We start from the raw sequence: 26,333 nt of genomic DNA, 5'->3' as shown, positions 1-26,333 counted from the left end.
AAATTAATGAGAATTTCATAGCATGAAATTTAATCTTCCTCATCCCATGTGATCGATTTAACCTCCCCAGTGATCGCATGGATTTGCACAAGGCCTTCCCTGTCATCACCGCTTTCAACCTCAACAAAATAATAGGCTGCTCCATTAATATTTCTTATCTCAACATCATCTATCTCACCTTGAATTTGCGTTAGAGCTATTTGAACCGCTTCATTCTCAGATAATTTCTTTGGAGGTTCTTCTGTTTTGATTGATTCAGTGACTTTCCCTTGATCACCAGGATTCTGTTGAACTGGCTCTTTTTCATTCGGTTTAGGAGGAGTTTCCTCTATTTGCTCTTTTGATGGCGAATCAGTCTTCTTACTATCAGCAGTCTCTTTATCAACAGTCTCCTTGTTTTGCAGCTTTTCCAAAGATAAAACCTCTCCGCTATTTCCATCAATTAATACTTTATAAATGACGTCTCCTCTTTCCAAGTCGACATTAAACTGTTGATCCTCCATCGTAATATTCAGCACTTTCCCTGAATATTTCTCTTCGACCATTCTTTGCGCTTCTTCTTTTGTTAAAGCCTCAGCAGCCACAGATCCTTCTTGCCATTTTTGGACCCCAATTAGAATGGCAATTAGAAGAACGCCTGCCCCGATCATGAACAACCAATTTTTTCTCCCCATCATGACACCTCCAAACTTTTACTCCATTATGAATGATGAACATGAGAATTTGATTAGAAAAGTATGATTTCCCTCCCATATTGGCAGAAATAGATGTCTTACTTATCCTTCTGATGAAGAGAAACCGTTACGGTGGTCCCGATCCCTTCGACACTATCAATCGTAATTTCTGCTCCAATACTGTCAGCTAATTCCTGTGCTAATGATAATCCTAGTCCGGATCCCCCTTGTTTACGGCTTCTTGCTTTATCTACACGATAAAAACGATCATATATTTTAGGCAGATCCTCTTTGGGAATGCCAATTCCCCGATCAGAAATTTTAATAAAAGCTTGTTCATCCTTTTTGCCTACTGTAACGAAGATCGTTTCCTCACTATACTTTCTTGCATTATCCAAAAAGATATAAAGAAGCTGTTTTAATTTCTGCGGATCGCTTTCAACGCTAACATCATTGTCAATTTCCAACTGAATTTCCCGATCAAACCCTTTTTGAAAAGTCTGGACCAACTGTTCTACTTCTTTTGATAGTTGAAGGTGCTGAAGCTGAATGGTCCATTTCTCATTCGGCCTCGCCAATAATAATAATTGTTCAGTCATCTCTCTCATTCGTATCGCTTCAGAGTGTATGGCATCAACGGCTTCATCAAAGATTTTCGGTTCATCTTTCCCTCGTCTTTTCAACAAACTTGCATAACTTTCAATGACCGTTAACGGAGTTTTTAGTTCGTGAGATGCATTCGAAACGAATTGCTCTTGTTTTTCCGAATTGGTCTCGAGGATGTCTATCATATGATTAAAGGTGTTTCCCATTTCTACTAGCTCGTCCTTTGACTTACCCTGTATTCGAATGCGCTTGAATTGCCCGCTTTTTTGAATTTCTGTCATTGTGTTAATCAAGGATGTGATCGGGGTCGTGATCAAATTACTCAACAGCCTGCTTGAAATCACAACTGGAATCATCGCAACAACCGTAACAATAATTAAGACAATCCGAAGAATGTTTAAATTTTCGATAACGGACTTTAAACTCTTCGTGACTTGCAGATTGGCTACTTGCCCATCCACCCAGATAATGGGGATCGATTCAAAGGAATAATCCCGATTATTATATTGAATACGTTCACTTCGTTCCTCTTTATAATACTGAACCTTCCTATCCATTAAATCTTGTTCCGAAGGAGATGTTACGGGGGCTGGATCCTTTTGATCTTCTAAAACAATTCGAATCATCCCATCTATTGGAACATAGGCTCTTAATAAATCTTCAGGAGGAACTAGATTAATCCCCTCATTTATTCCAATCACTATCTTTTCTGTTTCTGCTTTCGTCTGTTCCAGTTCACTATTTATCATTAATCTGCTGAATAAGTAAAAGATAAATAAATTCATTAAAATCAGTAGCACAATAAAGAGAACGGCAGTATAAAGATTAATGCGATTTCGAAGCTTCATGTCGACTCCTTCATCACATATCCGACGCCGCGGACGGTATGTATAAGAGGTGAATAATCTGGCATATCAATTTTTTTACGAATATAACGGATGTATACATCCACTACATTTGTGTCTCCAAAGTAATCATATCCCCATACAGCCTCTAGTATTTGGTCGCGGTTAAGGACTTGTCGCTTATTTTTCAATAAGTACAGAAGTAAGTCATATTCTCTAGGCGTTAGTTCAACTTGTAATGTACCTCTGAAAATTTCCCGCATTTTTTCATTGACCTTTAAATCTGCAAGTTGAATCCAGTCGTCCTCTTCCTCCCGCTTCGGCGATACAGTCCGATTGCGCAGAGTTGCACGGATCCTTGCCAATAGCTCTTCTATTTGAAATGGTTTTGTAATGTAGTCATTAGCTCCTAAATCAAGGCCTGATACTTTATCTTCAACCGAACTTTTGGCAGTTAACAAAATGACTGGAGTATGCTGGTCGTTAACGCGAATCCGGCGTAATAATTCAATACCGCTAATACCAGGCAGCATAACATCTAAAAGAATCAAGTCCCACGGCCTGCTTCGGTATACTTCCAAAGCATCCAATCCATTGTCAGCCTTTCCAATCTCATACCCTTCAAACTCAAGTTCTATTTCTAACAGCCTTAAGATTTTCTCTTCATCTTCGACAATCAATATGGATTCGTTCAACGAAGTTCCCTCCCGTTACTGGTATTTGCGGCAGGAGCGCAAAGTTTATAGATCCTTTCAATCAAGGTTAGCATATTTTTTTCAGACAAGCATAAGAATCTTCTTAGAGGTCCAAGACTTGATACAAATTAGGAACCTACAAAATAACAAGGAAAGGTAGACCAAATGACCGGATTAATTTTTATTTTACTATTAGTGCTCTTTCTTCCTTTTTCTTCAAAGTTAATTGAACGGAATCTTGAAGTTTTCTTATTCGTAATGGGGGTCTGTGCAGCATGGGCCAGCCATGTATTGGACGCTAGCTTGATTACGAAAGCACTTATTTCTCCTCTTAAAATCACAATCGCAGTTCTAGTTGCCAGTTTTCTTTTTAAATGGCTTAAACACCCATTGGAAAAATCAGTGAGGTTTATTAGCGATGCTATCCCCGTCCCGCTGTTTCTTTCCTTAGTTGTAATCATTCTTGGTTTTCTTTCTAGCATTATCACAGCCATTATTGCATCCTTAGTACTCGTCATCATCGTTTCTATATTAAAAATCGATCGTACTTCTGAGGTTAAGTTTGTGATCATATCCTGTTTTTCAATTGGCCTCGGTGCTGCATTAACCCCGATAGGCGAGCCGCTTTCTACCATTATTATCAGCAAGCTCGACCAGGATTTTCTTTATCTTTTTAACTTAATAGGCAGAGAAGTCATTCTTGGTATTTTCATGTTAGGAATTGTTGCGGCATTATTTATTCAGCCTAAGCCGAAAAAAAGAGGACTTTCAACTGAAAATGATGAAGAAACATATCTGGAAATATTCCTTCGTACAGGGAAAATTTATTTATTCGTTATGGCTCTTACTTTATTAGGAAAAGGTTTTGAACCATTCATAAACACCTATATTATTGGGCTTCCTACCGATATCCTTTATTGGCTGAATATCATTTCCGCTGTGCTCGATAACGCAACACTTGCAGCTGCAGAGATAAGCCCTTCCATGAGTGAAGGTACAATAAAAGCGATACTACTCGGTCTCATTGTCAGCGGAGGAATGCTCATTCCAGGAAATATCCCAAACATTATTTCCGCAGGGAAGCTGAAAATTACCAGCTCCGAATGGGCAAAATTCGGTCTTCCATTTGGCCTGATCACCATGCTTATTTTTTATTTAGCTATTCACGGCGCAAAGTATTTTTGATACCAGTCAAGCAGGCATCTCTTATAGAAGATGCCTGCAGCTGTTTTAAGATACTATGATCACTTTATCTTATTCACTCTTTCTATTAACTCTTTTGACCATTTCCAGTCGGCAGCTTTTAGAGCATCTGTAACATGATGAACCTTGCTTGCCCCAATAATGGCTGATGTAACAGCAGACTGACTCAACACCCAAGCTAGTGAAAATTGGGATAAGTTCACTTCATATTGTTGTGCTAAATCTTGGTACTGTTCCACTAATTTAAAATTTTCATCTGTAAAATATTTCTTGATCAGTTCTTCCCCGCGAGCCTTCCTACTTTCTGGCGGAGCATCTGAACGATTTTTATACTTTCCTGAGAGCACTCCCCTTGCCATTGGACTATAAATCATAACCCCGACCTTTTCGGACTCACAAAATGGCAATAATTCTTTTTCTATTCCTCTAGAAAGAAGATTATATTCTGATTGAACAGATACGAATTTTTCCATATTTAATCTTTCGCTGATTCCTTGAGCCTTAGCAATTTGCCAGGCAGCATAATTAGAACAGCCTATATAACGTACTTTTCCCTGTCGAACGAGATCATTCAATGCTGACAATGTCTCTTCCATTGGGGTATTGGGATCAAAATAATGAAGCTGATACAAATCAATATAATCCGTTTGCAAACGCCTAAGTGACCGTTCTACTTCCCTTATAATATGTACTCTCGAATGACCTCTGTCATTTCTTCCCCTTCCTGTCGGCAAACCAACCTTTGTCGCTAGGACGACATCCTCTCTTCTTCCTTTAAGTGCCCTGCCGATAATTTCTTCAGATTCCCCGGTTCCATACTTAAATTCTTCATCCTGTCCTTTACCGTAAAAATTCGCTGTATCAATAAAGTTGATTCCATGGTCCAAGGCTGTCTCTAAGATAACTTTTGAGGCACTCTCATCAATCCATCTGCCAAACGCCATTGTACCAAGACACAGAGACGAAACCTCTAAACCTGTTTGTCCTAACTTCTTATATTCCATCATCATCACCTACCCTTTTTACCTTATTTTAACATGCAGGCAGCCAAACAAGAAATATTGTCTGAATTTTTAAAAATGAAAAAACATTAATGATCACCACTTTATATATGGATAAGCAATTAATACTAAAAAATACATATATATAAGATTATTACTTTGTTTCATTAAAGTGAGAAATCCCACCAAGGGAGGGTTCTGTTATTTTTCAACCTGTGATTACCCCATTTGGAATGGCCCAATTCATACTCTTCTTTCAAGAGATACCAACATGGGCGTATGTAATCGTCGCGATTGTTCTGTTCTTACTTTTATACTTAAGTATTAAAAAGGCAAGAAAAAGACCTTTGAAAGATAATAATCCTGTAAGCCTCTCAAATGATGATCCCATCACGTTGCAAATCCCGAGGCCAATTGTAGTACCTGGAAATGCCCAGCACATTGGCAGTCGAACAGAACAGCAGGATGCTTTCGGTTTTTCCGAAGTAAGTGACGAAGAGTTTTCCAGCAAGTATGGGGTCCTAGCCCTTTTGGCTGATGGAATGGGCGGTCTTGTTGGCGGGAAAGAAGCAAGTCATCTTGCAGTCCAAGCATTTTTGGCACATTATTTGTACTCAACATCATCCACCTTCATTCCGGAAAGACTAGTATCTTCATTAAAAGCAGCTAACGAAGCTGTATTACAGTTTGCACGAGAACATGAAGCAGCAGGAAATATCGGAACTACTTTCATCGCGGCAGTGGTTCTTAATCAACAATTGTATTGGCTGTCTGTTGGAGATAGCCGAATTTATTTGAAACAAGGAGAATCTTTCATACAGTTAACAACCGATCATAACTACGGAATGGAGCTGGATGAAAAAGCAGCAAATGGAGAAATCACTTTGGAAGAAGCTGCAAATGATCCTCAACGGGAAAGCTTAACTAGTTTTCTAGGATTAGAGAGTCTAGAAAGAATAGATGTAACGATTGACCCTGTCCCTTTAAGTAAAGGGGACTGTATCATTCTTTGCAGTGACGGTCTTTATGGATCGTTAACGAATCATGAAATAGTTGAAATATGCAGCTCCTTCTCCACTCAAGAAGCTGCGGAAAAACTGGTTGAATTGGCAGTGTCAAAAAATAAGCCCAATCAAGATAATGCTACAGTCGCACTTTTGACAATTGAATAGAAAAGGGAAAGAGGGGAATGAACGATGATTCGTTCAGTAAAGGAAAAAGGCATTGTAGTGCTTAAAAAATCACTTATCCTATTGGCCATGATCTTACTTTTTTCAAGCTCAGCTCCTGCGTTTGCTGAAAGCAGGTCAATTGATGAACTCCGAAATAGTGTTGTTCGTATTATTTGTTATGGAGCCGATGGCGAAACGTATATTGGGACTGGATTTGCAGTCGGAAAAACAGAGCCTGTCCGCCATATCGTAACAAATTTTCATGTGGTTGAACCTAATCTCGACGGTGTTGCCATCCTTCTTTCTAAGGAAGATCAAATAAAAGCATCCGTTATCGCATTTGACAAGGTCAAAGACATCGCTGTCTTAGAATTATCACAGGATTTGTATCAAAGACCGCCAATGGAGCTGGGCGACAGTGACCAGGTAAAGCCCAGTCAAGGAGTGTATGCTCTCGGATTCCCGGGAGATGCTGATTTAATCGATGACACTCCTTCCGGTGACCCTGATGATGTCACAATTACAAAAGGAATCATTAGTAAAAGCTCCATCCAGGGCGGCAGAGGAATTTTTCAAATAGATGTGAGTATCAATCCTGGAAATTCCGGAGGTCCATTGTTGAATGAACAAGGCCAAGTAATTGGGATTAATACATTCGTCGTAACATCTGCTTCGGGCATTAGCGGTGCAGTCAAGATTGATGAGTTATTTCCCATACTGGAATCACGCGGAATTGAGTATTTGACAGCTTCTAATTCTGATAGTGGTTCTACTAAACTATGGTGGGTATTAGGGATTGCTGTTATCGGATTGATCCTTTTAATCATGGTCATTGTATTTGTCGTGATTCTTATTAAGAAGCAAGGGAAAAAAGCTCGCGGGGGAACTCCAATTACCCCAGTGCAAAGCTCCCCCCATTCTGCGGTATCTAACCAAAAACCAGTATTAAAAGGACTATCAGGTTATTTTGCAGGTCAAACGGTTGAATTAGATCAAGGTGATTTGGCAATCGGACGTGATGCAAGGCAATGCCAGCTTGTCTTTCCTTCTTCATTTGAAGAGATTAGCAGAAAGCATTGTACGATTCGCTACGATAAATTCAGCCAGACTTTTACACTTGAGGATAGCTCTTCAAACGGCACATATTTGCACTCAGGTGAAAAAATCCCTGCGGGGAAGGTGACGCAGTTACGTTCTGGGGATAAATTCTACTTAAGCTCAAAGGATTATATGTTTGAAGTCCGTTGGGAGCACCGATAAATGCGATACTTCACAGCGCTGCTTTCAGATAAAGGCGGCAGAGATGTAAATCAGGATTTCGCGGCCTTTTGTGAATGTGATCATGGCGGCTGTTGGGCTCTTGCCGATGGATTAGGTGGTTACCAAGGGGGAGAAATAGCTGCGAAATTAGCAGTAGAAACGATTCTACAAGAATACCAGCAGCATGAACACCTTCACGCAATTAAGAACGGGATTGAAAAATCGCAAAATCTTCTCCATGAACAACAGAGGAGCTCTCCCGTAATGAGATCGATGCGTACAACAGTTGTTGCATTATCTTGTTTTAACAGTTTTGCATACTGGGCCCACGTGGGCGATTCGCGCTTATATCACTTTAGAGGGTGTCAACTAATCGCCCAAACAAAAGATCATAGTGTATGTCAGGCACTTGTTAACGCTGGAGAATTACAGCAAGATCAAATTCGCTTTCATGAAGATCGCAACCGTCTTTATCGTGTGTTAGGTTCTGATGGAGCGGTAAAAGCAACATTCCTGAAAGAAAAAATACAGATCTTAAATGGTGACGCATTTCTGCTATGTTCTGATGGTTTTTGGGAATATGTCACTGAAGAAGATATGGAGACTACAAGAATTAGAGCTTCAACCCCTCTTCAATGGCTGCAGCTGATGGAAGAAATTCTAAAAATACGAATCTTAGAAAATCATGATAATTACAGCGCTTTGGCTGTATTTGTTTCTGAATAGAATACAAGAATATGAGGTGAAATCATGGAGAAATATGATCATCTTTGTCTAGGTTGTATGGAGGATAAAGGTGCTGAATCAGTTTGTCCACACTGCGGCTGGGTAACAGGCACAGGGCCTGCAGCACCACAGCACTTGCCACCCGGTACGATTTTACAAGAAAAATACCTGCTTGGAAGGGTTCTTGGTCACGGCGGCTTTGGAATAACTTACTTAGCGTGGGATTTGAACCTGGATACGAAACTTGCCATTAAAGAATATATGCCGCGTGATTTTGCAACAAGATCACCTGACCAAACGATGGTTTCTGTATTTACAGGGGATCTCGAGTCACATTTTGAATATGGCTTAAAGAACTTTTTAGACGAAGCTAAAACACTAGCGCAATTTAACAACCACCCTGGCATTGTCGGTGTACGTGACTTTTTTAAAGAAAATCGAACGGCTTATTTGGTGATGTACTATCTGGAAGGAATTGATTTTAAACAATATTTAGAATCACAAGGAGGAAAAATCCCCTTTCAAACAGCTCTTAGAATTATGCTCCCTGTTATGGATGCACTGAGAGAAGTCCATTCAACAGGAACTTTACATCGCGATATCAGCCCAGATAACATCTATATCACCGCTGAGGGCCAGGTTAAGGTATTAGATTTTGGAGCTGCCCGCCATGCGATATCGGAGTTTAGTAAAAGTATCTCCGTCGTATTAAAACCAGGATATGCACCTGAAGAGCAATATCGAAGCAAAGGCAAGCAAGGTCCGTGGACAGATGTATACGCTGCTGCCGCAACTCTTTACCGTGCGATCGTCGGTCATACACCGCCAGAATCTCTTGATCGGTTAGAAGAGGATTCACTCGTCCCGCCATCCTCTGCCGGTGTCGATATTCCTGAAAAGGCAGAAGCTGCTTTACTAAAAGCCCTGTCTGTTAGAGCCGCCGACCGCTATCAGACAATGGAGGAATTTCAACAAGATTTTTTAACAAATATCAATGTGAATGACGACCCTGTTGCAGATGGTTCAGCAAATGAAGGTGATTCCTCTACGAGTGAAAAGATACCTTCTAAAATGCCGCAAAAAAAATCAGTATCAAAGTGGCTATGGATTGGCGGCGGAGCGGCGGCTATTCTGTTCTTAGCCGCTAGTATCGTAGGAGCCTTTTTCCTATTTGACTCATTCGCAGGTGGCAAAGACCCAATAAAGCCCGTGGAAACCAAAACAACTATTCCTGAGGACAAGGACGTTCCGGATGATGTTATCAAAGAATTATCAGTTCCAAACCTGATTAATATAACAGAAGAAGATGCCAAGGTTTTATTACAAGAAGAAGGTCTGAAGCTTGGAGAGATTACGTATGTAGAGAACTTGTATGTTAAAAAAGGGATTGTCACAAAACAATCAGTAAATCCTGAAGAAACAGCGACAGAAAATGATGTAATTAATCTTGAAGTAAGTAAAGGCATTGCACTGCCGCTGGATGAACAATCGATTAAATCGCAGCATCTGCAAGTTGTCTATGATTACTGGGATAAAGGATATGAACTGAATCAACAAAAAAACTATAATGAAGCACTTAAGCTATACACCCAAGCAAGAGACATGGCCGTTATTATTTACGATAGTGATGGCAACTTTGATGCTCAATATTCAATGGGTGTATTAAACAGAAATATCTCATTAATGAAGCGGGTTTTGGGATATTACGAGTATGCTCTTATCGATATCCAAAGCAGTGTTGATATACTAGAAGATTTACTAACAAAAGACCCCCTCTTTCAACAGAATCATGCTGAATTAGCTAATTCATATGGAGAGATGTCCTATATCCAATTTTTAAATAAAGCTCCAAAAGATGCAGTTGTCTCAGCCGAAAAAGCGATTGAACTAGATCCTACTCCCCTCCTCTTTAAAGTCAATCTTGCACACGCCTATTTATTCTCAGATCAATATGATAAGGCCGCTTCCCTATATACGAATCACAAAGACGAAAAAGTAAATGAAGGGCAAACCTTTAAAGACTTTGTTTTGCAGGACTTCACGCACTTTAAACAAATGAAACTCACACACCCTGATATGGAAAAAATTGAAGAGATTTATTCTAATCCTGATGCCGACGTATACTCTGATGAAGAAGAAATTGAGATCACGATCTATGCTAATGGTTTGGCATATGAGGCAGAAGATATTGCAGGTTATATGAGTACCATTGATCCAAATTCACCTATTTATGCGTCAACCGAAGATGGAATTAAAGACTTCTTCGAGTACAGTAACAATATTCAACTAGATTTCGAAAGCATCGAAATTTTAGAGATAAACGGAAATAACGCAAGTGCAAAGGTTGTTCAAACCCTGAGCTATTCGGATGGCAAGCAAAATTACAAAGGAACTAGTACATTGATCCATCATATGGTCCGATCTGATGGAATTTACAAATGGCTCATCACAACGACAGAAATAGCAGGAGGTTAAGATATGAAGCGGTGTGCAAGCGGACATTATTATGATGAAACAAAACACAGTTTATGTCCACATTGTGGGATAAATATCGATTTAAATCTTGGCGTGACCATGCCGAAGCGTCCAAGAAGCGGCGATAGTCTTTCGCAAACACAAGCGATGATACCAAACCATAGTGAGGATATAGGAAAAACCGTTGCGAAGCTGCCAGATGGAATAAAAGGAAGCAATGGAAAAACGGTCGCTTTGATTCGTAAAGATATCGGCCTTGATCCTGTTGTTGGATGGCTCGTTTGCATTGACGGTCCTGATAAGGGAAAGGACTATAGAATCCGAAGTGAACGAAATTTCATCGGAAGATCAGATAAAATGGATATTTGTATAAGCGGGGATGACGCTATTTCAAGAGAAAACCATGCCATTGTAAGCTACAGTCCGAAGAACCGGCTGTTTCGTATCTACTCAGGTGATTCACGCGGTCTCGTCTACTTAAACGACGAAGAAGTCATTACCGCAGAGGAACTTAAACGTTATGATGTAATCGAACTCGGAAAAACAAAGTTGATGTTTGTACCATTCTGCAGTGATCAGTTTGATTGGGATGATAAATGAACGTATTTTTCCCAAGAATAGTTGAACAGCACATAAAATCCCTCCAGACAATGTCCTGGAGGGATTTTTTTGTATTTTTATGCTGCTTTGTCATGCAATTGGTTTTGTTTCAGTTTACTATACTTGTAGATTTGGACAGCATACCATGACACTACTAACGCTGTAATAATAAAACCAATGGTTAATGATATTCCGTATCCTAAATGGAAGCCTTCCGGCGCTAGGAATATATACATACTTACCGCAGCTGTCATGAACATCGCTGGAACTCCACAAATCCAATGAAATTTATTATTTCGTAATAAATAAACCGTTCCTGTCCACAGCATAACTGCCGCCGTTACCTGATTCGTCCAGCCAACATATCTCCATAAAAATGAGTAGTCAATCGTTGACAGATAAAAAGCTGGGGCTGTTACAAGGATTGAAACAAGTAATACTTTTACTTTCCCTTCCATATTGAAAAATTTTGAAAGAGTTTCCGTGATAATCATTCTGCATGAACGAAGAGCTGTATCACCAGTTGTAATAGGCAGGATAATAACACCAATTACTGCAAGTAACCCGCCAACTGTTCCTAGAAGCGTCATGGAAATCTCATTCACAACCCCTGATGGCCCGCCTGCAGCAAGAGCTTCCTGCAAACCTGCTGTGCCATTAAAGAAAGTCATTCCAGCTGCTGCCCAGATTAAGGCAATCACGCCTTCAATAATCATAGCCCCATAAAATATCTTCCTGCCGTCTGATTCTTTCATCATGGTTCGAGCAACAATAGGACTTTGTGTTGAATGGAATCCTGAAATCGCACCACATGAGATCGTCACCATTAACAATGGCCAAATTGGCAAGTCCCCAGGATGTAGATTTTCAAATGTAAGATTTGGTATTGGTTTCCCCGATAACAGTAACATAACGGCAATTCCTACAGCCATGAATAATAAAATCGCACCGAATAGAGGATAAAGTTTTCCAATCACTTGGTTGATCGGTAGAATCGTTGCTACTAGAAAATAAATAAATATAATAACTAATGCTGCTGTGAAGCTAGCAGGAGTAAGCTGCGCAATTAGCTGCGCAGGTGCTGCTGTAAAAGCTGCAGCAACCAAAAGCATTAATACAATTGAAAATAAGTTTATGAACAGTTTCATATAACGACCTAAATATTTTCCTACTAGTGTAGGGAACTGTGCCCCATTATGCCGCATGGACATCATCCCTGAAAAGTAATCATGAACTGCTCCGGCAAAAATACAACCAACTACGATCCAGATAAAGGCGACTGGTCCATATAAAGCGCCAGCAATAGCTCCATAAATTGGACCTGTACCCGCAATATTTAATAATTGAATTAAATTTCCTTTCCACCAGCTCATTGGCATAAAATCCAGATTATCTCTTTTTGTATAAGCTGGTGTCGGTGTTTCATCATTAATTACAAAGACACGTTCCACAAATTTAGAGTAAAAGGCATAGCCTAAAAATAATAATAAAAGTGCTCCGAAAAACGTAGCCATGTTGTTCCCCCCAGATGTATATAAGCTAAATATTATGAAAATTATTTTAACAGTTATTTTAGAAAAGTAAATATATTTTCTGAAAAAAATTAAAATTCTATTAATGTAAGTGCTTTCACTGTTAACTCTAAGTATTTATTGATTATTTATTTTATGAATATAACAATATCCTTTTTATATCTCCTTATTTTTGGAAATAAAAAAAATCCCCTTTCCTGAAAAAGAGGATAACAAAAATTATTTATTCTCCCGTAAAATCGGAAGTGTACAGCATCTAAAAGAGCCTCCAGACTTAATGATTTCTGTAATATCTACCTCAATAACCTCAAAGCCTCTAGCCCGTAATTCTTTGTTCACATTTTTATTAACAGGTAAACTTAAAATTCGCTTATTGCCAATCGCTAGGACATTTGTTCCTAGTGTAAACTGCTCTTCTTTAGAAACCTCGATCAGCTCATATCTTGAACTGAATAGCTCAATATCCTCTTTCGTCAGTGCCTCTGGATATATTAATGCAACTTCTGGTGAAATGACATTAAATACACAATCTAAGTGGAGATATCTTTCTTTAAATGGGATTGCTTTTACATCGAAGCTCGTAAGTAACTCCTTTAAATGATCTATCGCTTTCTGTTCCGTTCGATTACTTAAACCAATATAGATCGTATCACGATCTATTATGACGTCTCCGCCTTCAATCTGGTCTCCTACAATATTGTAATAGGAGAACCCTTCATCTTCTAACCATTGCCTAAGGACATTCTCCTCCCCTTTTCTCACATCACTTGCCATATCGGCAACAAAAACCGTTTTACCAAGTGTAAAGCCGATATCGCGGGTAAATACCTGCTCTGGATACTTTTTGTGATAAGGCAGCAAAATTACTTCAACGTTATTTTCTTTTAGAGTCCTGACAAATCCGTCATGCTGCTCAAGGGCTTTTTCAATATGTATTCCTTCATTCTTAAAATGCTTTTGTGTTTCATTGATCACATCTCGAATCGTCATATACTGAGGCTGACATAAGATCACTCTTTGTAATGTATCATATTCATTATTACACATTGTTAAATGGTCATCACTTACGCTTGTATTCATTAACCTTCCTCCTTCACTTCCCATCTGAACATATTATTTCCGTAACAAAGGGTTTTATGATGAAGGAGAATAAAACAAAACAGCGGTTCGTAATCACAAGTATTGCAAATACGAACCGCTGCTATTTACCCTAAATCCACTTTTTTCTGTTTTTCAACTTCAGGATCCATGTACAGCTTTCTGCTTGGAATCGCTACATACACTTCTTCACTATCGAGAATCTCCATAATCTTGAAATTGATACTTTCTTTAATCTTCAAAAATTCACCCCAGTTCGTGGTTTTTGTGAAGAAATATAAAAAGATCCCCAGCCCATTTTCCATGTATTGATCAAAAGTGACAAAGATCGTTTCTTGGTGAATATCAGGATGGTTTCTTAATAAATGATCAATTCTTTCTACAACATTTTGTAACTTCTCTTTTGGCGTGTCATGCGTAACTCTTAAATTAAAGGTGATTTGCCTTTTCCCCATCTTACTCCAGTTGGTGATCGATTCGTTTGCCAGTGTTGCGTTCGGTACAGTGACAAGCGCTTGGGCAAAAGTTCTTACTTTCGTGCTTCGAAATGAAATATCTTCCACTGTCCCTTCCACACTTGGTGTCATGACCCAATCACCAATAGAAAAAGGTTTTTCCGTAATTATGACGACTCCACCTAAAAGATTAGCTAAAGCATCTTTTGCAGCTAATGAAATGGCAAGACCTCCGATTCCGAGTCCTGCAACAAAACCGCTGATATTATAGCCAAACTCTTGAGCAATGATTGTAAATCCAATCGCCGCAATCAAAAATCTTAGCGCTTTTGAAAGGAATGGAATTAATATTTGATCAATTTCTATATCGTATCTTCGATTCACTCTTGCAAAAAGCAAGCCTGATGCTGATGATAAATTAAACAGCCCCCAAAAAACGAGGAAAATATAAGCTGAACTAATTATTTTCAAAAATAATGTGTTTTCATGATTAAAATATGGGAACACATCTAACGAGACATAAATCCCAATAATGATAAACGCCCACTGTATCGGCTTTTCAAATGCTAAAAAGACATTTGACAAAAATTCAGTTGGTGTTTTTCTACTTAACTTTAAAAGCAGAGCAAATACATATTTAGCAAAGATTTTCCTAAATAGTAGGAATAATAAAAAGATCCCCATCGAAATTCCAAGTTCTATCCAAAAATTATAATGAAGAGTTGATTGCCAGTTCATAAATCACTTCTGCCTCCTAACGACATTTATCATATCACACGAAAACTGATGACTCTAATAATTGCTATAGGAAGATTTATTCGATTTTTTGCAAGCTATTCTTTCAAACATTTAGCTAAAATTGACTATATGCACTTTTAATCACTATACTTAACATAGAAATTTTTTACGATAGAGAGTGAATATGATGTCTCAAACAAAAAAAGCTTTACCTATCCTTTTTGCAATTATGTTCCTGGTGATGGTCGGTTTTGGAATTATTATTCCCGTACTCCCCTTTTATGCTGAGGAAATCGGCGCTTCCCCAACAGAACTTGGATTACTCATGGCCGTTTATTCATTAATGCAGCTCCTCTTCGCTCCAATCTGGGGCAAGGTATCTGACCGGATTGGCAGAAAGCCTGTCATTATAATCGGAATAGCAGGACTTTCTCTTTCTTTCTTTTTAATGGGGGCGTCCTCAACACTTGGAATGTTATTTGCAGCTCGATTTATTGGAGGGATCCTATCTGCTGCTAATATGCCTACGGTGATGGCGTATGTTGCCGATATCACAACAGAGGAAGATCGAGGCAAGGGAATGGGAGTCATTGGTGCGGCTACCGGATTAGGATTTGTGTTCGGACCGGCTATGGGTGGTGTTTTTTCAAAGATAAGCTTAAGTATGCCCTTTTTTATTGCTGGTTTTTCATCTCTTCTCACCCTTCTCTTAGTCTGGTTTCTTTTAAAGGAATCCTTAACGGAAGAGGCAAAACAATCACAGAATAAACAAGGTGCTTCACTAAAGCAGGCATTAGGTGGATCCTATTCCATCCTGTATTTCCTGCAATTATTCATTTCCTTGTCGCTGTCAGGTTTAGAAGCGACTTTCGCTTACTTTGGTGCTCAGAAAGCTGGTTTGGGAACAGTAGAGTTAGGCTATATTTTCATGATTATGGGAGTTGCGAGCGCCTTTGTTCAAGGAGGTCTTGTCGGGAGAATGACCAAGCGTTTCGGAGAAGGTGCTGTGATTCAAATCGGAATTGTCATTTCCGCTATTGGATTTGGATTAATATTATTAGTGGATGATTTCGCAACAGCGGCCATCTTCCTAACGATATTTGGTATTGGAAATGGCGTGATTCGTCCAAGTGTATCTGCTTTGTTAACAAAAGCTTCAACAGCAGGACATGGCAGTGCGACTGGATTTCTATCGTCCTTTGACTCGCTTGGGAGAATTATAGGCCCGCCGCTTGGGGGCTGGCTATTTTCCATTACCATTGGACTTCCCTATATTTCTGGCATCCTCCTCTCGGGCGTCGCGTTTGTTTTATATCGTCTATACACCATTCAGTCAAGAAAAGCAGCATTAGCCTTTGATAATTAATCTCCAACAAAAAAGTACCAGGAAACCCAGCAAGGTTACTTGGTATTTTTTTTATCCATAAAATATAAAGGGAATAGTCGAAATTTAGCGAATTTATTATAGAGTATTTTTATACATAATTAAGGGAGGAAGACAGTTGACACATTCAGAATTACGCCTCGTTGCAGAAACAACTAAATTTCATATTAATAATGTTGAGATGTTTGGCTACCTGGAACAAGCAAGAAGACCTTGGTATGCACATTGCCTTTCAATTGGAGTTGAAGGGGTAATCGTACATGTGGAAGCAGATTTTAAAAAGGAAATCTTTAATCAAGAAAAACTGCTTATTACTACATGGTTGGAACATGTAGGAAATTCAAGTTTCACCCTAAAACAGAAGGTTATAAATGAACAAGAGGAGCTTATTGTTACTGGTAAAACTGTACTGGCAACAATTAATAGTGAAACCCGAACAAAAGTGCCTGTACCAAATGAATTTCGTGCACTTCTTGACAAAGATGTCGTCCTATCAGCAAAAAACTAGTCCCATGGAGAGGATGAAAAAGGGATTCAACCTTCTAATCCTCTTTCTTAAATGATAGCCCTTTACATTACATTTCTTTTAACTTCATAATCTGTGTTTTCAAACAATAACGGTGACAAAACCTTTCTTTCGTTCTAAGATAAAAGAAATAAGGAAAAAGGGGCGATATAGATATGCAGGTGAAGGTTTTTGCCAATCTCCGGGATATCTGCGGCGGGGTTGTAATTGATGTGCGGCCGGATGGAAACCGGGTAATTGATATTCTAAACAAAATGGTGGAAATGTTTCCTGAAATAGAAGAAGAAATTCTTAATTCTGACCAAACACTAAAACCTTTTGTCCATCTCTATGTTAATGGAAGAAATATTATACACGCTGACAATTTACAGACAATTGTCGAGGAAACAGACCAAATTGCATTGTTCCCTCCTGTGGCAGGTGGTTAGATGGAAAGCGAGACTCTTGAATTTCGTGGTATTAATATCAGCCATCTTAAGCAATATTTCATTGAACTTGGCGGACAACCGTCAAAAGAAAATGATAATAGATTTATAGGAGATGGTTGGTACGGAGAGATTTTAAGTGAAGGAGAAGTCATGTTCACACCTGTGTTCAAAGTGAATACAGTGATCATTCTCTTTACCGCTGAAAATAAAGATGACCTAAAAAGCCTTCTAAAGAATTATCGCTATAAAACCACTAGAGTTGGCGGGTAGTCCGGTTATTCTTTTGGAGAAAAATATTAGAAAACGACCAAAATCGCCACCAGCAAATTTGTGGTAGGATTTTAGGTCGTTTTCTTATTTATATCTTTTTAGAATCTGTCTTTTTTAAATTTGACTAGATTCAGAACCGCTTCCTTCAGCAAGAATACCTAATTCACGAAGCTTTTCTTCAGGAACGACTCCATCTTTCCAACCGCGCACTTGATAATATTCATCGAGCATAACATCCATACGGCTGACACTTCCAGCACTATTCCCCGTTGCTGGCTCCTCTGTAAATCGTTTTGGAAGGAAATCATCTTCCCTCTTATTGAAACCTGCTAAATTATTGTAATAACGCTCAAGGTTGTAAATACGTTCTCCAGCGAGCATCACGTCTTCTGCAGTCATCGGAATGCCAGTCATCGTGCTATATTGCTCTGCATAGTGCTCAGCATTTTCAGAAAATGAAGAAAATTTACAGATATCCATAGAATCAGAGAATGATAGAAGGTCTTGGAATATCTTAAGCAGCTCGCCTTTTCCTTCAGCCTTTAAGCGGTCTGTTGGTTCAGGAATTCCCGCAATTTCACTCGCAACCGTATATCCTCGTAAGTGGCAGGCACCGCGGTTACTAGTTGCATAACCAAGTCCAATTCCTTGAATTCCTCGCGGATCATAGGCAGGAATAGACTGCCCCTTTACCGACATTGACAGCTCTGGTGCTCCCCACTGAGCAGTTGCTCGAGCCGGTCCTTCTGCTAAGACGCCGCCAAACCCTTCACGAAATGCAATTTTCTTTGTTAAATCGATCATTGCATCGGCATCTCCCCATTTAAGGGTTTCATCAATAATTCCTCGTTCGCTGGCTTCCATCGCAACAGAAAATGCATGACCAAGTTCAATCGTGTCGAGACCATACTCATTACATTGGTCAATTAAATATGCGATTGCCTCTGAATTACTAACCAAACAGTTCGTTCCAAGCGACCAGGATGATTCAAACTCGAAGCTTTCTACTCTTGTTTTGTATTTACCTTCTTTAACTTCTACCTCAATTTTACAGCTTACAGGACAAGCATGGCATGCATTATTGGCAACACGAAGATGTTGATGGACGTATTCCCCGCTATGCTTTTCTGCTTCATCCCAGTTGGTTGCTTGAGAGTTCTTCGTTGGAAGTGCTCCAACTTCATTAATTAAGTTCGTTAAGACATTTGTTCCATAGACAGACAATCCGCCTTTCTTTGGAGCAGTTAATCCGCCTTCAAGAATCGCTTTTACCGCTTTCTTATTTGCAGTATTGTACTCATCCTTTTGTTTAGGTTCAGGCATATTTCCCTTTTGTGCAGCCTTAATGACAACCGCTTTTAAGAGTTTATAACCAGCAACCGCACCTGTACCGCCACGGCCTGCTGCACGATCATGCTCATTAATGAATGCTGCATAACGTACTTTATTTTCGCCTGCCTGACCGATTGTAATAACGCTTAAATCCTTTTCACCATACTTATCTTTCATTGCTTTTACCGTATCTCTTGTGCCTTTTCCCCAAACGTCAGAGGCATCACGAAGTTCTGCCTGACCATTTTCAATGTACAGATAGACTGGCTTATCACTTTTTCCTTTGATGATAACGTTATCAACTCCAGCCCATTTTAAACGAGCAGCTGTCCACCCGCCAATATGAGAATCTGTAACCGTTCCAGTTAGAGGAGACTTTGTTACCACTGCCATACGGCCGCTCATTGTAGACCGTGAACCCGTTACTGGTCCAGTCATGAAGCATAAAAGGTTTTCATCTGACAAAGGCTCAACTTCTGGTCCATTATCCAGCATATACTTTACTCCCAGTCCGCGAGCACCAATATACTTTTTGGCGTCTTCTTCGTTGATCCCTCTGTAACTGACCGTTCCACTTGACAAATCGACGACAACTTCCTTGTTCTTAAAACCACCAAGATTCATCTTCATTGACACCTCTTTCATTAGAGTAAAAAAACTTTCAACATTAATCAATTCAACATAGTATATGAAAATTCCTTTTATTTAGAAATATACAAATGAATTTTGTCTTATATATAATAGTAGATAAGAGAGAGGGGATTCTATGGAAAATTTAGACCGATACTCACGTCAAACATTATTTAAACCTATTGGGGAGGAAGGCCAGCGAAAGCTTTTAAAAAGCCGTGTTGTTGTCGTTGGAATGGGAGCACTTGGAACGGTCATTGCTAATCATCTTGTACGTTCCGGGGTTGGTTATGTCCGATTTATCGATAGGGATTTAGTGGAATTATCCAACCTGCAGCGTCAATCACTTTATGACGAAGAGGATGCCGCTAACCATCTGCCTAAAGTTATTGCAGCAGAACAAAAACTCCGAAAAGTTAATTCAACAGTGAAGGTCGAGGCAATCATTGCTGACCTTAATCTAGATAATGCCGAGGAACTTCTTGGAGGTTTTGACGTCATTGTTGATGGAACAGACAACTTTTCCACCCGTTATTTAATTAATGACATTGCTGTTAAATTAAATATCCCATGGGTTTACGGGGGCGCTGTTTCATCGAGGGGGATGTTTGCCGTCATTGTTCCTGGAAAAACCCCTTGCTATCGTTGTCTATTTCCAGAGGTTCCTGCAGGGCTCGGTGAAACCTGTGATACAATCGGTGTCCTTTCACCCATCACAGACATCGTCGGTTCGTTTGAAGCAGTAGAAGTATTGAAACTATTGGTGGGAGCAGAACATAATCCAAATCTTGAACAGCTGGATATTTGGTATTCTTCCTTTTTACAAATGGATATCTCTGACGGAAAAAATCCTGAATGCCCAGCATGCGTTCATCACCAATATGACTTTTTAGACCGCTCTTCCATACAGCAGACTACATTTGCCATCCTATGCGGACGCGACACCGTACAAATTAATCCGCGGAATGTCGATTCTATTAACTTAGAAAATCTCGCTAAATCATTAAAAAATAGTGGCAAGGTTTCCGTTAATCCTTTCCTATTACGCTTTTTCCCGGATGAAAAAGCGACTATGGTTTTTTTCAAAGACGGCCGCGTTCTTATTCATGGGGTAGAGGATATCACTGAGGCTAGAATGTACTATTCACGGTTTGTGGGAGCTTAGCTTATCTACCTTCCGTAGATAGGTGAACCGTAAAAGCCAATTGGCTTTTACGGAATTTCCTATCCTAATTCCTTTTCATCTAAGAAGTTCTCACCCCTGGGTATCCCCTGCTGTTCTAACAAATCAATTATTTTTATAAGATGCGCTGGATCATCTACTACTACATAATTATTGTGAAATAGATTTCCTTTTACATTAAGTGTTAGTTTATAAGCATTGTCCACCCGGGGATGAAGTCCATAAAGTTCATGCCAGCGAATTATTTTTTCAATTTCATAGGATTTTATTGAAGGTGCAAAAAAATACCTGCCATTCAGGATAATTCCATTAGGCAAAATAAACAGATTGCCACGATGCTTAACGGCACTAATGATAACAAAGAAAAGATAAGCAAAACTGAAAAAAGAAGTACCTAACAGATCGGTTGTAATAACAATCCACAACAGCAAGGTTAACAAAATTAAAGCAGCAACCGTTCCCCATTTTACAAATTGATAGGATCTGGAGCTTTTTTTAATAGGTTCCATCTCTTTCCACTCTGCCGGAATTAAAATACTTCTAAACTCGTCCTCTTCTAAAGGAAAAAGTGAACTTTTCGAGAGTTCAGCAGCTTTTTTTAAATTTAAACGATACCGTACTAAATGGTATACACCGAGGATGAACAGCAGCGTACACAAGAGATTGATGATCACTTTTTCTCCCCCCTTCTACAAACAACGAATCATCATATATAATATTTATTACGGACAAGAGTATGATATAGTTTCATTTCAAACATGATTATATCGATTTATACATATAGGAGAGGATAAGAATGATCGATCTGCGTAGTGATACCGTTACAAAACCTAGTGAGAAAATGAGAAAAGCAATGTATGAGGCAGAAGTTGGGGACGATGTTTACGGCGAGGATCCAACAGTAAATAAATTAGAAGAAACTGCTGCAGCAATTCTAGGGAAAGAGAAAGCATTATTTGTTACTAGCGGCACTCAGGGAAATCAAATTGCTGGATTAGTACATTGTAGAGCCGGACAAGAGGTGATTGTCGAATCTCAAGCACATATCTTTCTTTATGAAGCCGCTGCGATGTCAGCATTTGCAGGAGTACAAACTCGGACCATTACAGGGAAACGAGGTGCAATGAATCCGCTTGATGTAAAGGCGGCCATCCGCGGAGAGGATATACACGAACCGGAAACAGGCTTAATCTGTATAGAAAATACCCATAATAAAGCTGGAGGTGCGATCGTTCCCCTAGATAATATGAAGGAAATCTATCGAATCGCGCAAGAACACCACATTCCAGTTCATTTAGATGGAGCTAGACTATTTAATGCTTCTGTTGCATCAGGAATTCCAGTGAGTGATTTTGCAGCCTGCACCGATTCAGTTCAATTTTGTTTATCAAAAGGATTAGGAGCCCCTGTCGGATCAATTATTGCAGGGGCTGAGGAATTTATCGCAAAAGCCCGCAAATGGCGTAAACGCCTTGGAGGCGGCCTTAGACAAGTTGGAGTTCTGGCAGCACCAGGACTGATTGCACTGAATGAAAATATCGATCGCCTTTTTGAAGATCATGAAAATGCTAAGCTGCTTGCCGAAGGTCTTGTCAACATCTCAGGAATTGAGCTGGAAACAAAAGTAGAGACGAACATTATCATAATCAATATTACAAAGGCAAATAAAACAACAGAAGAACTATTGAATGCGTTATATGAAAATGGAATTGCAGCTGGCGCATTCGGTCCTAATTTAATCCGCTTTGTCACCAACAATGGAGTAACAAAAAACGATATTGATAAAGTACTAGCTGTCATTCATAACATACTTTAAATAGTTGATCACAAAATCCTGTCAAAACGACAGGATTTTGTTTTGTATGAGAACTAATTAAACATTTCTGCCCATAAAAAGGGTCGTAACCAACAGCAATGGTAAAATTGTTATAATTCTCCCATAAATGATTAGTATCTCTTTAATGGTTTCCATCATTTTCGTGCACCGCTTAACACTGCTTTTTTGAGTTCTTACATCTATACACCTCTGTTAACTAAACTGAAATAGTGTTAGTATTTGAAAGCTTTCCATCTATTTATACATTTCCAGTTACAGTTGATCCTTTTTTTGTAATATACAGTAACCCTGGTAAAAGGATGAACGATACGAATAAAAGGACAATCGTCATAATATCCTTATTGCCATCAGTGATCCCAGAAGTAAACACGACCCCAAATAAGCTTGAAGCAAAAATGTTTCCTAGAAATCTCGATGTCATCAGCAACCCCGAGGCAATTCCACTTTGCTCTTTTGTTACCAATGAGTATAGCAAATTTTGTGACCCAATGCTGAGGGCTCCGTTACTAATTCCTATAATCGCTAAAATCATAAATAACCAGATTAATAAAGAACTTTGATTGGCAGTAAATAACAGCCCTACCCCAACAATGCCTACAAACGCCCCAAACAGCAATGGAATTCTGAAGCCTGAAAACTCTGTCCATCGGGTGGCAATCGGCGTCATGAGCATCGCAAATACCGAAATGGATAACATCATCATTCCTGCTGTTTTTGAATCTAGCATTAATACATTCTGAAAATAGGTTGGCATGAATAGAAGCATTTCAAAAAAGATAATCGTCGCTAAAATATACTGAACATATATAAGTGATACATTAAGATTTTTGGTTAAAAACACTACATTAATAAAGGGTTCAGATCTCTTTTTTTCATAAAAGTAAAATAGGAAAGTGACTACGATTGAAATCATAAGCATCCATATATTCAAACCCTCTTCTAACGTTAGTAAAAATACCATCCAGCAGGACATTAGTGCTGCAAAAAGAAAGATCCCAATAAAATCCCATTTGTATGGTTTAGCTTCCCCTCTATTATCAGCTGGCACATACTTCATTGCTAGAAGAGCTGATGCGATAATAACTGGAAAATTCACATAAAAAATAACAGGCCAGCCTCCAAATTGAATTAATAAACCACTGATGGTTGGACCAAATGCTGCGGATGTGGTCGCAAATACTGATAGCGTTGCGATCACCCGATGTTGGTTTTTTTCGATATAATTTCGAACCATTCCAATCCCGCATGGATATAGAGCAGATGTACCAACCGCTTGTATTCCCCTCATCCCTAACAATAAAGGCATATTAGGTGATAACGGAGCTAAAAACGATGACACGCCTACCAATAACAATCCAATTAAAAAAAGCTTCTTTCGGCCGTAATAGTCACTGAGTCTTCCAATGATCGGTAAACAAACAGCACTGATAATAAAATAGGATGCAATTAACCAGGATATTTCCTTGGACGTTAATTGAAAATCATTTTGTATGGATGGCAGTGCCACCGTAATCATCGTCGTGTTCAGCGGATTTAAAATAACTCCTAGTGCAACAGCTACAATTAATAGTGTAGGATTTTTAACGGTGTGATTGCCTTCTGACATGTTATCTCCTCTTTTTCTAAATGTTCTGTAAAAAATACTTTTAGTATTAATTAAAACAATAAAAGCCGGTCTTAGCAAATTTATTTTTTCTGTTTCCAAAAAACACCCTCAAAAAACATGTATTACTTTTCGTAACTTATGTAATGTTTGGAATATTTTGTATAATATAGGAGGATGAACGAATGAAGGTTTCATGGAAAAAGAAAGTACTGCCATCCCTTCTTGCTTTAACATTGGCTTTTTCTTTCGGATCAGCGGTACAAGCAGAAAAGGGGAATAATGGTAAAGGACAAAACAAAGAGAAAGTGGAAGAGAAAAAGGAGGAGAAAAACGAACAAAAGCCGGTTACGAAGCTTGAGTCAGTTGTAGCGGTTATGAGCCTGCTAGAAGAAAAGCTGGACTTAGAACCTGAGGATGACAGTGACCTTGATAGTAAGATTCCTGACTGGGCAAAAGAACACGTTCAACTTGCACTAGATTACGAGATTGTCAGCACGGAGGAAATAAAAGAATATAAGAAACCAGCTGCACGTCTCTTTGTCACTAAACTCTTAGTTAAGGCAACAGGAACAGAAATTGACGAAGATGAAATCGGTGATCTTTCTTATCATGACATAAAGAAACTGAGTGATGAAGAAAAAGCATATTTATCGTTCGCTCTAGAGGAAGACCTCATTATGGAATATGAAAATGAGAAAGCTTTTAAGCCTAATAAACCTGTTACACATGGTGAAATGGAGAACTTTATTAAATCCTTGTCGGACAAAATAGATGACGATGAGTTTAATCTTAAAGATGTTGATTTCCAATTTAAACAATTGTCTGATGGTAATGATGAGGGGAAATTTAAAGAAGCAGTCATAACTGGAAAAAAGGTTAAGACCTCGATTCCAAACCTAAAAAATAAAGACCTTTGGATCATCTGGAACAATGATAACAAGAAGTTGGTTGACCTTGATAGATTAGATGGCACACAGGATGATGGATATGAAACGGCTAAATTATTAGAGAAGGCAATTGCAGATGCGCTAAGACAGGATCGCCGTGTTGAAGTGTCATATGATCGTTCTAATTTGCGATTCATCTTTGAAACGATTAGCAGAAGACCTTTTCAGAATGCTCCATCCCTTCAATTTGATGGCGATAAAGATGTACTAAAGGCTCTCGGGTTAGATAACTCTCGAGCTGTCGGGTCTTTAAATGGTAAGGAATCATGGGCTATTAGTGTAGAATCACACTCATTTAAAGATGAAATTTATTACCTTAAAATTCTATTAAATGACACTTACTTCACTGAAGTAGAAATTTCAGTTGACGAAAGAGACTCAGAAGGGGAAATTGCTGAAAAGCTATATGAAGCATTGAAGACTAACTACAAAACAAAATCAGATTTTGTTATCGATCTTGATGATGAAACGGTTATTCTCACCATGAAAAATGCCAAAGATGTTGAAATTGAGCTGGTTATTACTGAGGACTAATCTCTAAAAGGCTCTAATTATAATTCGCCTGCTTCCATAATGCATAAAACGAGGAAGAGGCTCATTCAGACAATTAATAGAATGAATGAACCTCTTCTTTTTACGATACATTATTGATACCTGAGTTCAACTTCAAGCGGCCTATACTGATCGAACGTACGGACCCTCGTCATATTTTCGATTGTCAAATAGTCTATCCTTTATTCTTCTCTTCCTCATATTTCTCATTTACCATACGGTTCAAGATATGGTTAATACCAATGGTACGTTCCACTTCTAGGACAAATGCTATTCCTTTTCCCGGCTTCTGCAATTCTCCTTCTACCATAATCGCTTTTAAGACATCATCTGTCTTTCCGCGGTCGATTAATGTTAAAACAATCTCTTTTTCTGGCTCAATTTGAATAGAAAATAGCTTCGCCTGCTCATGAATGCCTGTTCCACGTCCATTTAAGATGGTTCCGCCTTCAGCACCCGCTTTCTTTGAAGCTTCTATTACCTTCTCAGAATATCCTTTGTTTACAATGGTGACGATTACGTCATATAAAACTGAACTCTCCATGTGAACCCCCATAG

Annotated in this window: 24 protein-coding genes and 1 pseudogene; 13 read left to right on the top strand and 12 right to left on the bottom strand. The window is 39.0% G+C overall.

Features of this window, described 5'->3' with window-relative positions; translation table 11 throughout:
* Positions 1-29: 29 nt before the first annotated feature.
* The 3 genes from CZ487_RS01540 to CZ487_RS01530 form a co-directional block, all read right to left on the bottom strand.
* Positions 30-677 (bottom strand): PepSY domain-containing protein, encoded by a 648-nt coding sequence (locus CZ487_RS01540; RefSeq protein ID WP_084783103.1) that lies wholly within the window; start codon positions 675-677, stop codon positions 30-32.
* Positions 678-772: 95 nt separating this feature from the next.
* The gene (locus CZ487_RS01535) at positions 773-2,128 is read right to left on the bottom strand and encodes a sensor histidine kinase (RefSeq protein ID WP_077210544.1); all 1,356 of its coding nucleotides are present in this window, start codon (positions 2,126-2,128) and stop codon (positions 773-775) included.
* Positions 2,125-2,820 carry a response regulator transcription factor gene (locus CZ487_RS01530; RefSeq protein ID WP_077210543.1) on the bottom strand — a complete coding sequence of 232 codons (696 nt, stop codon included), beginning with the start codon at positions 2,818-2,820 and terminating at the stop codon, positions 2,125-2,127. The genes CZ487_RS01535 and CZ487_RS01530 overlap by 4 nt, the downstream gene beginning before the upstream one ends.
* A 165-nt stretch (positions 2,821-2,985) precedes the next feature.
* Between CZ487_RS01530 and CZ487_RS01525 the strand changes: the two genes are divergently transcribed.
* The gene (locus CZ487_RS01525) at positions 2,986-4,005 is read left to right on the top strand and encodes a DUF1646 family protein (protein WP_077210542.1); all 1,020 of its coding nucleotides are present in this window, start codon (positions 2,986-2,988) and stop codon (positions 4,003-4,005) included.
* A 59-nt stretch (positions 4,006-4,064) separates the two neighbouring features.
* Here CZ487_RS01525 and CZ487_RS01520 read toward each other — a convergent pair whose 3' ends face one another.
* Positions 4,065-5,027, bottom strand: coding sequence for an aldo/keto reductase (locus CZ487_RS01520; RefSeq protein WP_077210541.1), 963 nt, complete (start codon positions 5,025-5,027; stop codon positions 4,065-4,067).
* A 344-nt stretch (positions 5,028-5,371) separates the two neighbouring features.
* Here CZ487_RS01520 and CZ487_RS01515 point away from each other — a divergent pair, with 344 nt between their 5' ends.
* The 5 genes from CZ487_RS01515 to CZ487_RS01495 are packed head-to-tail and all read left to right on the top strand — an operon-like array spanning position 5,372 to position 11,257.
* Entirely contained in the window at positions 5,372-6,196 is an 825-nt protein-coding gene (locus CZ487_RS01515) for a PP2C family protein-serine/threonine phosphatase (protein WP_237562783.1), read from the top strand.
* A 24-nt stretch (positions 6,197-6,220) separates the two neighbouring features.
* Positions 6,221-7,456 carry a trypsin-like peptidase domain-containing protein gene (locus CZ487_RS01510; RefSeq protein WP_077210539.1) on the top strand — a complete coding sequence of 412 codons (1,236 nt, stop codon included), beginning with the start codon at positions 6,221-6,223 and terminating at the stop codon, positions 7,454-7,456.
* Positions 7,457-8,182, top strand: a complete 726-nt coding sequence (locus CZ487_RS01505; RefSeq protein ID WP_077210538.1) for a PP2C family protein-serine/threonine phosphatase — start codon at positions 7,457-7,459, stop codon at positions 8,180-8,182. It abuts the gene before it with no gap.
* A gap of 24 nt (positions 8,183-8,206) precedes the next feature.
* Positions 8,207-10,657 carry a protein kinase domain-containing protein gene (locus CZ487_RS01500; RefSeq protein WP_077210537.1) on the top strand — a complete coding sequence of 817 codons (2,451 nt, stop codon included), beginning with the start codon at positions 8,207-8,209 and terminating at the stop codon, positions 10,655-10,657.
* Between the two features lie 3 nt (positions 10,658-10,660).
* Entirely contained in the window at positions 10,661-11,257 is a 597-nt protein-coding gene (locus CZ487_RS01495; protein WP_077210536.1) for an FHA domain-containing protein, read from the top strand.
* 77 nt (positions 11,258-11,334) lie between these two features.
* Here the strand turns inward: CZ487_RS01495 and CZ487_RS01490 are convergent, their stop codons facing one another.
* From CZ487_RS01490 to CZ487_RS01480, 3 genes are all read right to left on the bottom strand, one after another.
* Positions 11,335-12,771, bottom strand: a complete 1,437-nt coding sequence (locus tag CZ487_RS01490; RefSeq protein ID WP_077210535.1) for a carbon starvation CstA family protein — start codon at positions 12,769-12,771, stop codon at positions 11,335-11,337.
* A 237-nt stretch (positions 12,772-13,008) separates the two neighbouring features.
* Positions 13,009-13,869: a dimethylarginine dimethylaminohydrolase family protein gene (locus CZ487_RS01485; protein WP_077210534.1), complete on the bottom strand. Its 861-nt coding sequence runs from the start codon at positions 13,867-13,869 to the stop codon at positions 13,009-13,011.
* 125 nt (positions 13,870-13,994) lie between these two features.
* Positions 13,995-15,080 carry a mechanosensitive ion channel family protein gene (locus tag CZ487_RS01480; RefSeq protein WP_077210533.1) on the bottom strand — a complete coding sequence of 362 codons (1,086 nt, stop codon included), beginning with the start codon at positions 15,078-15,080 and terminating at the stop codon, positions 13,995-13,997.
* Positions 15,081-15,264: 184 nt separating this feature from the next.
* Here CZ487_RS01480 and CZ487_RS01475 point away from each other — a divergent pair, with 184 nt between their 5' ends.
* The 4 genes from CZ487_RS01475 (at position 15,265) to CZ487_RS01460 (ending at position 17,688) form a co-directional block, all read left to right on the top strand.
* On the top strand, positions 15,265-16,446 hold the full coding sequence (locus CZ487_RS01475) for an MFS transporter (RefSeq protein ID WP_237562782.1): 1,182 nt from the start codon (positions 15,265-15,267) through the stop codon (positions 16,444-16,446).
* A gap of 136 nt (positions 16,447-16,582) precedes the next feature.
* Positions 16,583-16,972 (top strand): acyl-CoA thioesterase, encoded by a 390-nt coding sequence (locus CZ487_RS01470; protein ID WP_077210531.1) that lies wholly within the window; start codon positions 16,583-16,585, stop codon positions 16,970-16,972.
* Between the two features lie 173 nt (positions 16,973-17,145).
* Positions 17,146-17,418: a ubiquitin-like small modifier protein 1 gene (locus CZ487_RS01465; RefSeq protein ID WP_077210530.1), complete on the top strand. Its 273-nt coding sequence runs from the start codon at positions 17,146-17,148 to the stop codon at positions 17,416-17,418.
* Entirely contained in the window at positions 17,419-17,688 is a 270-nt protein-coding gene (locus CZ487_RS01460) for a MoaD-like domain-containing protein (protein ID WP_077210529.1), read from the top strand.
* A gap of 114 nt (positions 17,689-17,802) precedes the next feature.
* Here CZ487_RS01460 and CZ487_RS01455 read toward each other — a convergent pair whose 3' ends face one another.
* The gene (locus tag CZ487_RS01455; RefSeq protein WP_077211817.1) at positions 17,803-19,644 is read right to left on the bottom strand and encodes an aldehyde ferredoxin oxidoreductase family protein; all 1,842 of its coding nucleotides are present in this window, start codon (positions 19,642-19,644) and stop codon (positions 17,803-17,805) included.
* Between the two features lie 142 nt (positions 19,645-19,786).
* Here CZ487_RS01455 and CZ487_RS01450 point away from each other — a divergent pair, with 142 nt between their 5' ends.
* Positions 19,787-20,815 carry a ThiF family adenylyltransferase gene (locus tag CZ487_RS01450; RefSeq protein WP_077210528.1) on the top strand — a complete coding sequence of 343 codons (1,029 nt, stop codon included), beginning with the start codon at positions 19,787-19,789 and terminating at the stop codon, positions 20,813-20,815.
* Positions 20,816-20,874: 59 nt separating this feature from the next.
* On the opposite strand, the gene CZ487_RS01445 is transcribed toward CZ487_RS01450, so the two are convergent.
* The gene (locus CZ487_RS01445; protein WP_077210527.1) at positions 20,875-21,507 is read right to left on the bottom strand and encodes a hypothetical protein; all 633 of its coding nucleotides are present in this window, start codon (positions 21,505-21,507) and stop codon (positions 20,875-20,877) included.
* A gap of 122 nt (positions 21,508-21,629) precedes the next feature.
* Here CZ487_RS01445 and ltaE point away from each other — a divergent pair, with 122 nt between their 5' ends.
* Positions 21,630-22,649: a low-specificity L-threonine aldolase gene (gene ltaE, locus CZ487_RS01440; protein WP_077210526.1), complete on the top strand. Its 1,020-nt coding sequence runs from the start codon at positions 21,630-21,632 to the stop codon at positions 22,647-22,649.
* A 66-nt stretch (positions 22,650-22,715) separates the two neighbouring features.
* Here the strand turns inward: ltaE and CZ487_RS27385 are convergent.
* Both CZ487_RS27385 and CZ487_RS01435 read right to left on the bottom strand, forming a co-directional pair.
* Positions 22,716-22,805: pseudogene (locus CZ487_RS27385) on the bottom strand (DUF421 domain-containing protein); the annotation flags it as partial.
* A 103-nt stretch (positions 22,806-22,908) separates the two neighbouring features.
* Positions 22,909-24,276 carry an MFS transporter gene (locus CZ487_RS01435; RefSeq protein ID WP_139339511.1) on the bottom strand — a complete coding sequence of 456 codons (1,368 nt, stop codon included), beginning with the start codon at positions 24,274-24,276 and terminating at the stop codon, positions 22,909-22,911.
* 182 nt (positions 24,277-24,458) lie between these two features.
* On the opposite strand from CZ487_RS01435, the gene CZ487_RS01430 reads away from it, so the two are divergent.
* A complete protein-coding gene (locus CZ487_RS01430) occupies positions 24,459-25,757 on the top strand; it encodes an S-layer homology domain-containing protein (RefSeq protein WP_077210524.1) in 1,299 nt (432 codons plus the stop codon).
* Positions 25,758-25,950: 193 nt separating this feature from the next.
* On the opposite strand, the gene CZ487_RS27380 is transcribed toward CZ487_RS01430, so the two are convergent.
* Positions 25,951-26,319, bottom strand: a complete 369-nt coding sequence (locus CZ487_RS27380) for a P-II family nitrogen regulator (RefSeq protein WP_237562781.1) — start codon at positions 26,317-26,319, stop codon at positions 25,951-25,953.
* Positions 26,320-26,333 lie beyond the last annotated feature (14 nt).

The organism is Robertmurraya dakarensis (assembly GCF_900156875.1).
Taxonomy (GTDB): Bacteria; Bacillota; Bacilli; order Bacillales; family Cytobacillaceae; genus Robertmurraya; species Robertmurraya dakarensis.
The sequence above is the reverse complement of the archived record's forward strand: the minus strand, read 5'-3'. Positions and strand labels throughout refer to the sequence as shown.